Here is a 14,236-nt window from a genome sequence, read left to right on the forward strand (position 1 = left end):
CCCTCTTCTAAGTTGTTAGTCCAAACGATAAGCGCGAGCGCTCGTTTTGGTTACAGTTGCTTGTAAACCTTGTAGTTCTTGCTGCATCTCCGCCTGACAAGCCGAACAAACTTTTCCTTCGTTCGTCGCCTTGCCGCAGCGAACACAAGCGATGCTCATTGCTGGGTTGTCCTTGATGATCAAGCGTCCTTCATGGATATATCGCGTGATATCAAGTTCGGAGACACCTGTCGCTTCGACTAAGGCCCCGATCGTTGTCTGTTTGTTGGCTGGTTCCCGAATGAAGTCCCGAACTTTCAAGAAGTTTTGGAAATCGACTTCACTGCATGACGGACAGTACGGTGAGCGGCTTTGTTTCATAAACAAACGCCCACACATCTGACAAGTTGCTGCTTCCAATGTCATTCACCTCTGCCCTTTATATCGGACGCATTTTTGATTTGTTTAGCGCCCGGAACAGGCAAACCGCAGAAACTTCTGCATAGCCGGCTTTCTTCAGTGTGTACGCTGCTTGGTGGAGCGTCGTGCCGGTCGTATAGACGTCATCGACGAGCACGATTTTCCCATATGTAGTCGCAGCTTGTACAGCAAACGGGTTTGGACGGTGCCGCCTTTCTCCTTTCCCAAATTCACGCTGACTTGAAACCTCTTCTTTTTGAAGGAGTTGTTTTGTCGGTCCGATTGATCGGGCGAGCACGTCCGCCTGGTTGAAGCGACGCCTCAAAAGCCGCTCCTCCCCGAGCGGGATCGGCACATAAATCACGCCCGGCTCACGCACGTTTCGTAACGTGTCCCGAACATGACCGACGAGCGCGACGTCCCCGCCGAACTTGAAGCGATGGAGCCACGTCGCACCGGCCTCGTCGTAAGCGTAGAGGCAACGGACCGTCAAATCGAGACCGAGCGCGAGCCAGCGGACGCAGTCCGGGCACGTCTTCCCGTCTGGGCTCGGGTGACCGCAGCGGGGACAGCCCGGCTCGAGCGGGGTCAACATCGTTTCACAGTCCGGACAGACCCAGTCGCATTTCAATAGCGTCGCCGGACTCCACGGCACCGTCATCGGTTGGCGGCAGACGAGGCAGTTCATCGCCGGTTCGCCTCCTCGATCGCGCGGATGGTCCGGTCTTGCCGGAACGTCCGCTCGGTATAGAACAAGACGACGTCCCCGGTCGGCGCGTCAGGCTTCCGTCCGGCCCGACCCGCCATCTGGATGAGGGCGCGCGTCGAGAACAGCCGATGGTCACTGTCGAGGATGGCGACATGGACACCGCGGACGGTCATGCCGCGCTCCCAAATCGACGTCGCGAGCACGATGCCGTTCGTCGACTCTAGCCACATGAGCGCATCCGGTCGCGCGTCGGTGTCGGCCGAGACGGCCCGGTAGTCGAGCCCGGCCGTCTCAAGTAGCTTTCCATAACGGGCAAGGTCCGGTTTCGTCGGGACGAACAACAGGCGCGGCGCCTCATGGCTCCGGCAAAAGTCGAGAATGGCCTCATCGGTCTGTTTGACGAGCCGCGGCACCGGCAAGTCGTGGCCGTGGTAGCGGCGCGACAAGTGAATGCTTGGAAACTGGCGCTGCCAGAGCGTCGGTGTCGCCGTCACGAACAAGAAGACACCTTTCCCGGCGCGCCAGAGCGTCCACCAGAGCGACAAGTCGAAGGCGAACGGGAACGCGTCCGACTCGTCGACGAGGACATAATCGAACACGTCACGCAAATTCACAAGAAGCGGGGCCGTCGCGACGGTGATCATCCCGATCGATTCCTTGTCCCCGCCCCCGTAGCGCCGGGTGACCGGGGTGGTGAAGCTTGCCTCGATCCGGTCGGCCCACTCGATGGCGACGTCACGCCGTGGCGAGACGACGAGAACGCGCTTCCCTTCGTTGACGATGCGGGCAATGACCGGGAACGTCATCTCGGTCTTGCCGGCGCCGCAGACGGCGTGGACGAGACCGGTCTGTCGTTTCTCCCACCACGTGAGCAGTTGCTCGCTGACACGTTGTTGCGCGTCTGCCAGTGCGAACGGCATGACGAGCTCTGTCGACTCAGGTGACGTCATGATATCCCGATCTTCAAGAAAGTCACAGCGGCATACCCGCCCGAGGTGCAAGCAGTTGCGGCAATACTGACATGCCCCGTGATGACAGGTGAACGCGCGGACGTCGGTGCTCAGACAGCGCTGACAGACGCCGAAGCGGATGGCCGGTCTCCCGGTCGGACTGATGATGAGTTGTCCCATACGAATCCCCTTTTTTCCTTGACGGTAGCACGGGCCGTGACGAAGCACGAACTTGCTTGTTCACCGGATGGGATGGTGTTACGACACACAACAAGGCCTGACTCGGATCGAGTCAGGCCTGCGCTTATTTCTGTTTATGGAACATGATCGCCTCGTACGCCCGGAGCGACAGCGTCGTCCCATCAAGTTGTGGCACGTCGTAGTTATGGCTGACGACGTCGGCGCATGTGAACCGTTCCGGGATCTCATACGTCGTCTCGGGCCCATAGAAGTTGGCGACGACGAGTACTTCTTCTTCGTCCGTCTTCCGTGTGTATGCCCAGACGTCTAGGTCCTGTTTCGTCAACAGCGTATAGTCCCCGTCCGTCAACACGTCGAGCTCTTTGCGGAGCGAGATCAAGTTCTTGTAGTGGTAGAACACCGAATCCGGGTCGTCGAGCGCCGTCTCGACGTTGACCTCCGTATAGTTCGGCGCCACGTTGATCCACGGTGTCCCGCTCGTGAAGCCGGCGTGCGGCGTCGCGTCCCACTGCATCGGCGTCCGTGAGTTGTCGCGTGACTTCTGTTTGATGGCGGCCATCATGTCCTCGTGCGACACGCCCTCGGCGCGCTTCAACTTGTAGATGTTGAGCGTCTCGATGTCGCGGTACTCGTCGAGCGAGTCAAACCCTGGGTTCGTCATGCCGATCTCTTCGCCTTGATAGATGTACGGTGTCCCTTGTAGGCCGTGGAGCACGGTCGCGAGCATCTTGGCGCTCTCGACGCGGTGGTCGGTATCGTTGCCGAAGCGGCTGACGACGCGCGGCTGGTCGTGGTTGCACCAGAAGATGGCGTTCCACCCTTTGCCGTGCATCCCTTCCTGCCACGTCGACATGATATCTTTCAGCTGCACGAAATCGAACGGTGCGGCGACGAACTTCTCGCCGTTCGGGTAGTCGACTTTCAAGTGGTGGAAGCTGAACGTCATGCTGAGCTCACGCTCGTCCGGGCTCGAGTAGCGGACGCAATGGTCGAGCGTCGTCGACGACATCTCGCCGACCGTGATGACGTCATGCCCCTCGAACACTTCGCGGTTCATCTCTTTCAAGAACTCATGGATGCGCGGTCCGTCCGTATAAAACTTGCGGCCGTCCGACTCGTCCTCCGGGAAGTCCTGTTGCTTCGAGATCAAGTTGATGACGTCGAGGCGGAACCCTTTAATGCCTTTCTCGCGCCAGAAGCGCATCATCTCGTAGACGTCCTCGCGCATCTGTTCGTTCTCCCAGTTCAAGTCGGCCTGCGTCTCGTCGAACAAGTGGAGGAAATACTGACCGCTCTTCTCGTCGTACTTCCAGGCGTTGCCGCCGAACTTCGACTCCCAGTTCGTCGGTTCATCGCGCCAAATGTAATAGTCCCGGTACCGTTCGTCACCGGCGAGCGATTTTTGGAACCACTCATGCTCGGTCGACGAATGGTTGACGACGATGTCCATCATCAGTCCGATCCCGCGCGCCTCGGCCTCGCGGACGAGCTCGTCCAAATCATCCATCGTCCCGTACGACGGGTCGATTGCGTAATAGTCGCTCACGTCGTACCCGTTATCGTTTTGCGGCGACTTGTACACCGGTGTCATCCAAATATATTCGATACCGAGCTCGGCCAGATAATCGAGTTTCGACGTCACTCCTTTGATCGAGCCGGTAGCGTTACCTTCCGGGCTGTAAAAGCTTTTTGGATAGATTTGATAGACGACTGATTTGCGCCAGTTTGTTTGTGTCATGAACGACAGCTCCTTTTGTAAGAGTTTTCATTTTGATAGGAAAAGGGGAAGAACCTCCGTCCCTCCCCTGGTCTTTCCCCTATTATGCAACTTTGTTTTCTTTGAGTTCGCCTTTTTTCATGTAGCGTTTCGACAAGGCGAACGTGAGCACGAACGGGACGACGATCGCGATGATCATCCCGACGATGAAGAGCAAGATCTTGTCCGTGAAGATCGACAGGAAGCCAGGGAGTCCCCCGACGCCGATCCCGATGGCCTGGACGTCGTTCAGCGTGATGAAGATGGCGGCAGTCGCCGATCCGATCATCGCCGAGTAGAACGGGAATTTGTTCGGTAAGTTCACCCCGAACATGGCCGGCTCGGTGATCCCGAAGTAAGCCGAGATCGCTGACGTCGACGCCATACTCTTTTGTTTGGCGTTGTGCTTGTAGACGAAGAACATAGCGAACGCAGCCGAACCTTGGGCGATGTTCGACAGAGCGAGCATCGGCCAGATGAACGTGCCGCCCGTCTCCGCGATGAGTTGCAAGTCGATCGCGATGAACAAGTGGTGCATCCCCGTGACGACAAGCGGTGCATAGAACAAACCGAACAATAGCGCACCGACAATCGGTACCGCTTCGAACACGTTGACGAGGCTCGTCGCGATGACGTTACCGATTCCACGTGTGACCGGTCCGACGATCGCAAGGGCGAGGAAGCCGGTGACGACGATTGTCGTGATCGGCACGACGAGTAGCTGAATCGCGTTCGGAACATGTTTTTTCAAGAACATTTCAATATGGCTCAAAATGAAGGCCGCGGCCAAAATCGGCAAGATTTGACCTTGATAGCCGACTTTCTCGATTTCGAACAGCCCGAGGATGTCGAACGTCGGGATATCGCCTTCAAGCGCCGCTTGCCCGTAACCCCATGCGTTCAACAAGTCCGGGTGGACGAGCAGTAGACCCATGACGATACCGAGCACTTCGCTGCCGCCAAAACGCTTCGTTGCCGACCAACCGACGAGGGCTGGCAGGAAGATGAACGCCGTGTTCGCCATCATGTTGATGAGGTCCCATAAGCCTTGCAAGTTCGGATACGCCTCGATGAGCGTCGCATCGTCGACGAACAATCCTTCTGAGGCGAGCAAGTTGTTGATCCCCATCAAGAGACCGGCGACGATGATGGCCGGGATGATTGGCATGAACACGTCCGAGAACACTTTGACGAGTTTTTGGAGCGGGTTCATCTTCTTGCCGCCGGACGATTTGACTTCAGCGACCGTTGCCGCCTCGAGCCCGGCGAGTTTGATGAACTCGGCATAGACGCGCTCGACGTCCCCGGCACCGATGACGACTTGGTACACGCCCGAATTCTCGAACGCCCCTTTGACGAGATCGGCTTCTTTTACTTTTGCCTCATTGACGAGCGACTGATCTTTCAGTGAGAGACGGAGTCGCGTGACACAGTGCGCCGCTTTATCGACGTTATCCTTGCCTCCGATGGCTTCTAGGATATCCGCGGCGATTTGACGATAATCTGCCTTCATAAGATAGGCCTCCTTTGTGTGAAAGCGTTTGTTGAGAACGGTTACATATGATTACAAACAAAGTTTAACTTATATAGACGAGTCCTGTCAACAACTTATCTATATAAGTTTATCGTGACGACTGTGTGACAAGCGTTCACTATTTTTGTTCCCTCTCCTCCCGATTCAAAACGACAAAAAGACCCCTTCTTGAAGAAGGAGCCTTAACGACGGGCCACATCGCTGAACTGAAACTTGTCGAGCCGGTGACGGGACTCGGTGTATTCGAACTGCCGGCCCTCGTACAAAAACGTGTCGTTCGTGATGACGATGACATATTCGTAATGACCCAAGTCGAGCCGCGACCGGTCAAGCTCGGTCACGTCCTCGGCCGCGATTTTCCGCTTCGCATAGCTGATCTGTTGCCCGAGCTCGTGCTCGACGTATTGATAGATCGAGTGCTCGGCAATCTGTTTCGTCAGCCCGGGGACGAGGTCTTTGACGAAATAGTTCACGTCTAAAATGACGTTCTCCCCGTCGAAGTTGCGGACCCGTTCGATCCGGTAGACGAGCGTGGCGGGCTCAAGGCCCATCCGCTCGGCGAGCCAACTCGGTGCCTCGATCTCCTCGAACGAGGCGACGCTCGTCTCGATCGAACGTCCGAGCATACTGGCATATATTTCCGAGAAGCTGACGATGCCGTTGAACTGGAACTCGATCTGGTCACGGCGAAGCACGAACACGCCTTTACCGTGATGTTTGCGGACGTAGCCGTGCTCTTGGAGCAGATCGAGCGCCTTACGGACCGTGCCTCGGCTCGCCTCGTATTCATGCATGAGTTCTGTCTCCGACGGCAGTTTCGACTCCGCCTCGTACTCACCCGTTTTCATCCGTTCGGCGAGCCGTTCGTAGATTTGACGATACTTGGCCACAAGCCCACTCCTTTCTTCATCGAAAAAGACGACCATTTGGCCGTCTTCCGTTTATCGTTCGCAGTGATACCACGTGATGCCGATCGCGCCAGGTCCAAGGTGTGTCCCGATGACCGGTCCGAAATGACCGCCCGTGACTTGCGCTTGCGGAAACTTCTGTTTCATCGAGGTGATCTCTTCCGCCTGACGTTCCGGGCAGTTGGCGTGGATGATGCCGATGCAATAGCCGGCGCCGTCACCGACGATCGATTGGTCCATCATCTCTTCGATGCGACGGACCGCCTTCTTGTACGTCCGGATCTTCTCGAACGGGACGATCTGTCTATCCTGAAAATGAAGGACCGGCTTGATCTGCAGGAACGAGCCCACGAGCGCTTGCGCCGCGCTGAGCCGTCCGCCCCGTTGGAGGTGGTCGAGGTCATCGACGACGAAATAGGCACGGATCCGTTCACGCGTCTTCTCGAGATGCTGCATGATCTCCTCGGCCGAGGCCCCAGCGTCACGCATATGGACGGCCTCTTCGACGAGAAACGCCTGAGGCATACACGAGATCTCAGAGTCGAACGTATGCACGTTGACATCGACCATGTTGTTCAAGGCGATCATCGATTGATACGTACCGCTGATCCCGCTCGAGAGCGTGATGGCGACGACGTCGGTCACTTCAGCCGGAAGGCTGTCGATCAGTTCGACCGTCTCCCCGATGATCGGTTGCGATGTCGTCGGCAAATTCCCCGCCTCGATCCGTTCATAAAACGCCTCCGTCGTGATATCGACGGCCTCACGGAAAGATTCTCCGCCGAAGATGACGCTGAGCGGTGCGACGTGGACGTCGTGGCGCTCACAAAAATCGGCCGGCAAATAAGCGGTACTGTCGGTCAAAATCGCTATGTTTCCCATACTATATCCTCACTTTACATCGTTTCGTTTTTCCAATTGAATTAAGATTCCATTCCATATTGTAGCACAAAAGCGATGTATTGCATCGGTCAAGGTCAAATCTCGACCCACCCGCGGCGGATCGCATCGACGACGGCTTGCGTCCGGTCGTTCACTTCCATTTTGCGCAGGACCGATGAGACGTGGTTCTTGACCGTCTTCTCACTGATGAACAGCATGTCGCTAATGTCGCGGTTCGAGCGGCCATCGGCGAGCAAGTGGAGCACTTCGACCTCACGGCGCGACAGCAACCGATAAACGGGATCGTCCATCCGGTTCACGACGTTCCGTTCGGCTTGTTCTCCTTTGAACTGGAGCAGGCGGCGGTAATCCTTCAATACGTTCGTCGTCACTTTCGGATGCAAGTACGCCCCGTCTTTCGCGACCGAACGGACGGCCGAGATGAGTTCGCTTGAAGCTACTTCTTTCAACAAGAAACCTGATGCTCCCGCTTCAAGCGCATGCGTTATGTAAGATTCGTCGTCATGGATCGACAGGATGAGGACCCGCGTGTCCGACGATGCCGCGGTCAACTGTTTCGTCGCCTCGATCCCGTTCAAGTCCGGCATGTTGATGTCGAGGATCATGATTTCCGGTTTCTCCTCTTTGGCGATGCGGATCGCATCAGCACCCGTCCGTCCTTCAGCGATGACGGTGAACTCGTCTTCTAAATCAAAGATCCGCTTCAAGCCCTCTCGAAACAGCTCATGGTCATCGACGATTGCGATGCGGATTGTATTTGTCATTTCCATCGTACACTCCCCTTTATCTGTATTACAAAATCGGGATCGACATGCGGACGACCGTCCCCTTGCCGATTTCCGAATCAATATTGATACTGCCGTTCACAAGCTCGATCCGTTCGCGCATCCCAACGATGCCGAACGACTCTTGCCCGATCATACTCGGCACGAAGCCGACCCCGTGATCGCGCACGTGAATGTGAATCACGTCTAGCGCTTGCTCGACGTTGACGATGATTTCCGTCGTCTTCGAATGCTTGATCGCATTTTGGACCGCCTCTTGGACGAGCCGGAAGACGTTGATCTCGAGTTTTTCCGAGAGACGTGCCCGGTTGCCGCGGTAGTTGAGCCGCGTCTTGATCGCCGTGTACTCTTCCGTCTGATGTAAATAACGCTCGAGCGTCGGCAAGAAGCCAAGGTCGTCAAGCGACATCGGCCGCAGGTCGTAAATCAAGCGGCGCACGTCGACGAGCGCCCCACGAATCAGCCGTTTCAGCTCGTGCAGTTCGGCGAACGCCTCGTCCTTGCCTCTTCGGTCGAACGTCTTCTCGATCAAGTCGGCCCGAATCAAAATATGGGCAAGGGATTGCGCGGGGCCGTCATGCATTTCCCGGGCCAGGTGGCGCCGCTCACGCTCAGCCGCCTCGAAGACGCTGATCGCCATCTCTTGCTTCTTCATCATGTCCGAATACTCTTGCTGCAGGTCGTCGCGTAAAAAGTTGAGGACGACCGTGACGCGGCTGACTAACCGGTCCGCCCGCTCCATCGTATCCTGAAGGACGAGCAACCGCCGCTCGAGGTCGTTTCGGCGCTGCTGGCTCACCATCTCCTCTTTTTGGATGAGGAACCGCTCGAGCTGCATCTGGTTGGCGAGTTCATACGCCTCGCGAATCTCTTGCTCACTATGTATATGGAACTTCTTACTCACTTGAACGAGTTTATTCTTCGCCGCTTTCACTAATAGATCGAGGCGCTCGGACTCTTTAATGTGAAACTCGATCTTTTGCGTCAACTCTTTTAACTCCGTTTGGATCGACGAATACTCATTAGCTGAATTTTCAGTTATACGGACGATCTCCTCTTTACTCTCCGTCACCGTATCAATCATATTTGTTATGATATGCTCTAATGCTGTACGATCGGTAATATGATTCACGATGCCATCCCCTAATAGTTCGGTAGTAAGTCCTCATTTGTTTCTATTATCGACTGTATAAGCGTTCGTTTCCAGTAAGAATCAGAGGCTGTCTTCACAATTCGCCACTTAATCTACAGACGCCTACTCGATTTCAAAAAAAATACATGAAAATAGAAAGGAGAATTTTCAGAAATGTCTACTGAACAAAATTATACTATAAAACAAGACGGAGAATACGAGGTCGTCATACAAAAATCAAAATTTATCGCTCACTTTAAACGCGTCACGACCGAAGCGGAAGCCCAGACGTTCATCCAAACGATCAAAAAAGCGCATTGGAGCGCCAATCATAATTGTTCAGCCTACATCATCGGAGCCCGGAACGAATTCCAAAAAGCGAACGATGACGGCGAGCCGAGCGGGACGGCCGGCCTGCCGATGCTCGAAGTGCTCCGTAAACGCAATTTGAAAGACACGGTCGTCGTCGTCACCCGCTACTTCGGCGGCATCAAGCTCGGCGGCGGCGGACTCATCCGCGCCTACGGCGGGACGGTGAGTGACGGGCTCGATGCGGTCGGGATCGTCGAACGGTTGCCGATGCAACGTCTCACGCTCACGGTCGACTACGGATGGATCGGGAAAGTCGAGAACGAGCTCCGCCAGTCCGCTTATTTGCTTGACGAGATTGTCTATGCCGATACCGTCACGTTCCACATCTCGGTACCGGTCGAAGCGACCGAGGAAGCGCTCGCCTGGCTCGTCGATTTGACGAATGGTCAAGGCGGACTCGAGACCCAGGACGTCCGTATCATCGAACGTGATTTTGTGCGCTAGGTCCCGTATACTAAAAGAAATGACTGAAATGAGGAGACGACATGGAACAAGACTCCCGCAAGAAGCGCTCCGTGTGGAAAATCGGTCTGCTCGTGCTTGGCCTCGTCCTGCTGATCGGCGGTTCGGCCTTCGGCTACTTCGTTTTCAAGGCGAACGAAACGGCAGAGACCACGAACAGCGAACTGACGCGTGGCGACAAATCGGAACGTCGCGACGACACGATCGATTTGACGAAAAATCACTTCTCCGTCCTGCTCGCCGGCGTCGATGGCGGTGCCTCGCTCGAAGAGGGACGGACCGACTCACTGATGGTGGCGACGTTCAACAAGGAATCTCGCCAAGTGACGCTCGTCAGTATCCCCCGCGACGCGTACGTCGATATCGTCACGGAGGACGGCGAGTTCAAGGACAAGATTAACCATGCGTATGCGTACGGCGGCATCGACACGACGATCGCCACGGTCGAGACGCTGTTTGACATCCCGATCGATTATTACGCGACGATCAACTTTGACGGCATCGAAGACCTCGTCGACGCGGTCGGCGGCGTCGAAGTCGACGTGTTGATCCCGATCTCAGGACGGGCCACCGGCAACGTCGAGCTCGAACCGGGCGTCCAGATGCTAGACGGCAAGGAAGCACTCGCCTATGCCCGCATGCGGAAAGACGACCCTGAAGGCGACATCGGCCGGGCCAAGCGCCAACAACAAGTGCTCGAGGCCATCATCAACGAGGCGACGACGATCAATTCGTTCACGAAGCTCAACCGGATCATGACTGCGGTCGGCAATAATATCCGAACGAACATGTCGCTCTCCGAGGCGTCCCAGCTCCAGCCGTATACGAAATCACTCCGCTCGTTCAACCAAGAGACGCTAGAAGGCGGCGACTTGACGATCGGCGGTGTCTACTATTATGAGTTGGACCAGGCGGATTTGAACGATAAGCGGGCACTGTTGAAAACAGAGCTCGGTCTTCCGGTCACGGCCGAGGACAGTGGACCTGACCCAGGCGACGGTTTTAGCGAGACGACGACGTATTGACCTAAAAAAACGACCAAGGACATGGCGTCCTTGGTCGTTTCTATGTGTATATCCAAGTCACGTCTTCGCCCGGCCGAGCAGGCGGCGTGACGTCTGGATGATCGGTTTGTAGTTCGGGTGGATCAACTCCGTCGACTCGACGATCAGTTCGATGACGATCAAGACGATGACGAACGTGATGACGGCACCGACCATCGTCGTCTTCGCGAACAGAATCGAGGCGATGCCGAAGAAGAACGTCATCCCATACATGAGGAGCACCGCTTGGCGCGTCGTGAACCCCATATCGATCAATTGGTGGTGCATGTGTGACTTGTCAGGCGACATCGGCGGGCGCCCTTGGACGAGCCGGCGGACGATCGCGAAGATCGTATCCGAGATCGGCAGTCCGAGCAAGAGGACCGGCACGACGAGCGAGAACAGTGTCACGTTCTTGAAGCCGATCAGCGAGAACACGGCGAGCATGTAGCCGAGGAAGAGCGCACCCGTGTCCCCCATGAATATCTTCGCCGGGTAGAAGTTGTGGACGAGGAACCCGAGCGTGCTCGCGAGCAGCAAGAGCGCCATCATCGTCAAATAGACGTTCCCTTGAATGATGGCCAGAAGCGCGATCGTCCCGAGCGCGATGCTCGAGACCCCGGCGGCGAGACCGTCGAGGCCGTCGATCAAGTTGATCGCGTTCGTGATCCCAATCAACCAGAGACACGTCACCGGGATGCTCCAAGCGCCGAGATAGAGCTGTTGGTCGAACGGCAAGTTGATGAGTTCGATCCGCATCCCGGCGTTCAAGACGACGACCGTCGCGATCATCTGCCCCATCAACTTGATGCGGGCGTTCAACTGGAACCGGTCATCGATCAGGCCGGTCAAGATGATGATGACCGCTCCGATCAAGATGGCCTCGTTATAACGGCTCGTCGGCAACAACAAGGCGTAGCCGATCAGGAAGGCGATGAAGATGGCGAGGCCGCCGATTCGCGGCATCGTCCGTAAATGTACTTTTCGGGCGTTCGGGTGATCGACCGCTCCGATCAGAAAAGCGAACCGGCGAACGAGCGGCGTGATCAAGATGGCCATCACAAAACTGACCAACATGGCAATCCATAACATGGCCAACTTTCCTCTCTCAAAAAAATAGACTCTGGCGAATTATAGCATATTTCCCGTCACCAAAATCGTATCAGAAATGTTACAACAAAAAATCCGACGAGCGGTCTCGTCGGATAAAAGTCAAGCGTGTGCTGGTTCAGTCGTGATTTCTTCAGCTGATGCATATGTATATAGTCCACGCCCGACTTTCTTGATTTCCGGGTTGACCGATTCGATCTTGACCATCAATTGGTAGATGTTGCTAATGTGGTGACGGTAGCGAAGCTCGAGCTCCATCTGGATGTCACGCACACTCATCGTCTGCCGTTCTTTCAAAAGGTCTGTGACCTGATGGACGTAAACCTCGAGCGGATAACGTTGATTGACGCGACGCGGACGCAGCCGTTTTGATGGATCTGTCGACAGCTCTTCTTCCCGTTTGTCCCGGCTCAGTTCAGAAATTAAGTATTCGGCCCGGCGCTGTAATTGACGATACGACTCCTCGATCTCCATCAGTTCCCGATAGATATGTTCGTTGATGTTCGTAGATTCCATACACAATTCCCCTTCTACATCCAATTGAACTTCTCGATTACCTATTTTAAATCAAGATTTTCTAATTATTACTTATTATCTTCTAAAAGTGTAACGGAGGTGTAATGTGTTTGTCATCTGTTTTTGGGCATTTTTGTCTTTTTAGGACTTTTGGCCCACAAAAAAAGATGACGACTGTTCGGGGCAGTCGTCATCTCACGGAAGATGAACGTAGTCTGTCACGCGCCGGCGCGTTCGAGGATGCGTCGGAGCGAAAGTTCATCGGTCGAAGCGACGATGAGGTCTGCATGACCAAGCATCGACTCTTCCCCGACGGCGACAGCAAACATGTTTGCCGCTTTGATTGCAGTCACGCCTGCGGCTGCGTCTTCAACGCCGATGGCATGTTCGGGTTTCACGCCAAGGGCAGAGGCAGCCTTCAAAAACACTTCGGGATGTGGTTTTGAGTCGGCGACAGTTGCTGCATCGACAATGTGATCGAAGTAATGGCGGACACCAAGTGCGTCAACGACCGCGAATGCGTTCTTTGAAGCAGATGCCATTCCGATTTTGAGACCGGCCTCTTTAATTTCATCAAGAAATGAAACGATGCCAGGAAGCAAATCGGCCGAAGAGATATGCTGAATGAGTTCAACGTAATGCTCGTTCTTCTTCTGGGCGAGTTCCGCCTTTTCATCCGGGGTGAAATCGTCCTGTCTTCCGCCGAGCGCAAGGATGCGTTCGAGCGAGTCAGTCCGGCTCACGCCTTTGAGCGTCTCATTGAACTCGCGGTCAAATGGAATGTCGAGCTCTTCTCCGAGTTGTTTCCAAGCGAGGTAATGGTACTCCGCGGTGTCAGTGATGACACCGTCCAAATCAAAAATGACTGCTTCTATCGTCGACATACATGCTTTCCGCCTTTCCTTCAAATGTTTGTGTCCTCAGACTACATTTAGGGAACTTGACAAGTACCCGTTGCACGATTGGTCAATGATGCAAACGGTTGCACTTGTTCGATTTCTATTATATCGGATAACGCCTCATCTATGCAACCGCTTTCGCAGAAAAATAAAAAATAGGAAGAGCGCTTCGCTCCTCCTACCATTTTACAATTGAATACCGACGACTTTCACGTTCACCGCTAGCGGTGTCATCGCGAGCATCGTATCCATGTCTTGGGTGATGCGCTCTTGGACGGCCGTCACCGTCTTGACGATCGATTGACCGTAAGCGATGTAGAGCGACAAGTTGATGATGACGCCTTCCGACGACTCATCGACTTTGACGTGCTTCATGAGCGCACGTTCTGAGAGTTTCGTGTCTTCTTGTGTGAACGACACGTGTTTCGTTTCTTTGACGACGACCGCGGCGATCATCTCGACGACGTGGCGTGAGACGTTGACGTCTCCTTCTGTACTGTTCATTCCATTTTCATATGGCATGCTGTCACTTCCTTAGCTCTAGTTTCGGTTTCCAT

The 14,236-nt window shown here is 55.0% G+C and carries 15 protein-coding genes; 2 read left to right on the plus strand and 13 right to left on the minus strand.

Annotated elements, in window-relative coordinates; all coding sequences use genetic code 11:
* Window positions 1–15: 15 nt before the first annotated feature.
* The 9 genes from EVJ30_RS11150 to EVJ30_RS11190 all read right to left on the minus strand — a co-directional run bounded on the left by EVJ30_RS11150 (window position 16) and on the right by EVJ30_RS11190 (window position 9,277).
* Window positions 16–360, minus strand: coding sequence for a flagellar protein (locus EVJ30_RS11150; protein WP_131456626.1), 345 nt, complete (start codon window positions 358–360; stop codon window positions 16–18).
* A 58-nt stretch (window positions 361–418) separates the two neighbouring features.
* Entirely contained in the window at window positions 419–1,087 is a 669-nt protein-coding gene (locus tag EVJ30_RS11155) for a ComF family protein (RefSeq protein ID WP_131469133.1), read from the minus strand.
* Window positions 1,084–2,238, minus strand: coding sequence for a DEAD/DEAH box helicase family protein (locus EVJ30_RS11160; RefSeq protein ID WP_131469135.1), 1,155 nt, complete (start codon window positions 2,236–2,238; stop codon window positions 1,084–1,086). The genes EVJ30_RS11155 and EVJ30_RS11160 overlap by 4 nt, the downstream gene beginning before the upstream one ends.
* A 124-nt stretch (window positions 2,239–2,362) precedes the next feature.
* Window positions 2,363–3,997, minus strand: a complete 1,635-nt coding sequence (gene treC / locus EVJ30_RS11165; RefSeq protein ID WP_131469137.1) for an alpha,alpha-phosphotrehalase — start codon at window positions 3,995–3,997, stop codon at window positions 2,363–2,365.
* Window positions 3,998–4,079: 82 nt separating this feature from the next.
* Window positions 4,080–5,528, minus strand: a complete 1,449-nt coding sequence (treP, locus tag EVJ30_RS11170; protein ID WP_131456618.1) for a PTS system trehalose-specific EIIBC component — start codon at window positions 5,526–5,528, stop codon at window positions 4,080–4,082.
* Between the two features lie 203 nt (window positions 5,529–5,731).
* Window positions 5,732–6,475, minus strand: coding sequence for a trehalose operon repressor (gene treR / locus EVJ30_RS11175; protein ID WP_131469139.1), 744 nt, complete (start codon window positions 6,473–6,475; stop codon window positions 5,732–5,734).
* Window positions 6,476–6,490: 15 nt separating this feature from the next.
* The gene (locus EVJ30_RS11180; RefSeq protein ID WP_131469141.1) at window positions 6,491–7,339 is read right to left on the minus strand and encodes a DegV family protein; all 849 of its coding nucleotides are present in this window, start codon (window positions 7,337–7,339) and stop codon (window positions 6,491–6,493) included.
* Window positions 7,340–7,434: 95 nt separating this feature from the next.
* Complete coding sequence (locus EVJ30_RS11185) at window positions 7,435–8,130, minus strand: response regulator transcription factor (protein ID WP_131443248.1); 696 nt, start codon at window positions 8,128–8,130, stop codon at window positions 7,435–7,437.
* Window positions 8,131–8,152: 22 nt separating this feature from the next.
* Window positions 8,153–9,277 carry a sensor histidine kinase gene (locus tag EVJ30_RS11190; RefSeq protein WP_201738337.1) on the minus strand — a complete coding sequence of 375 codons (1,125 nt, stop codon included), beginning with the start codon at window positions 9,275–9,277 and terminating at the stop codon, window positions 8,153–8,155.
* Between the two features lie 174 nt (window positions 9,278–9,451).
* Between EVJ30_RS11190 and EVJ30_RS11195 the strand changes: the two genes are divergently transcribed.
* Both EVJ30_RS11195 and EVJ30_RS11200 read left to right on the plus strand, forming a co-directional pair.
* A complete protein-coding gene (locus EVJ30_RS11195; protein ID WP_131469143.1) occupies window positions 9,452–10,093 on the plus strand; it encodes a YigZ family protein in 642 nt (213 codons plus the stop codon).
* Window positions 10,094–10,134: 41 nt separating this feature from the next.
* Complete coding sequence (locus EVJ30_RS11200) at window positions 10,135–11,136, plus strand: LCP family protein (RefSeq protein ID WP_131469145.1); 1,002 nt, start codon at window positions 10,135–10,137, stop codon at window positions 11,134–11,136.
* Between the two features lie 57 nt (window positions 11,137–11,193).
* Here the strand turns inward: EVJ30_RS11200 and EVJ30_RS11205 are convergent, their stop codons facing one another.
* The 4 genes from EVJ30_RS11205 to EVJ30_RS11220 all read right to left on the minus strand — a co-directional run bounded on the left by EVJ30_RS11205 (window position 11,194) and on the right by EVJ30_RS11220 (window position 14,183).
* On the minus strand, window positions 11,194–12,246 hold the full coding sequence (locus EVJ30_RS11205) for a glycosyltransferase family 4 protein (RefSeq protein ID WP_131456606.1): 1,053 nt from the start codon (window positions 12,244–12,246) through the stop codon (window positions 11,194–11,196).
* A 120-nt stretch (window positions 12,247–12,366) separates the two neighbouring features.
* On the minus strand, window positions 12,367–12,780 hold the full coding sequence (locus EVJ30_RS11210; RefSeq protein WP_131456604.1) for a Rok-like winged helix domain-containing protein: 414 nt from the start codon (window positions 12,778–12,780) through the stop codon (window positions 12,367–12,369).
* 218 nt (window positions 12,781–12,998) lie between these two features.
* Window positions 12,999–13,664, minus strand: a complete 666-nt coding sequence (pgmB, locus tag EVJ30_RS11215; RefSeq protein ID WP_131456602.1) for a beta-phosphoglucomutase — start codon at window positions 13,662–13,664, stop codon at window positions 12,999–13,001.
* 201 nt (window positions 13,665–13,865) lie between these two features.
* Window positions 13,866–14,183, minus strand: coding sequence for an Asp23/Gls24 family envelope stress response protein (locus EVJ30_RS11220; protein ID WP_236633343.1), 318 nt, complete (start codon window positions 14,181–14,183; stop codon window positions 13,866–13,868).
* Window positions 14,184–14,236: the final 53 nt, after the last annotated feature.

Origin of the sequence: Exiguobacterium sp. SH5S13, assembly GCF_004337085.1 — a bacterium.
Classification (GTDB): domain Bacteria; phylum Bacillota; class Bacilli; order Exiguobacteriales; family Exiguobacteriaceae; genus Exiguobacterium; species Exiguobacterium aurantiacum_A.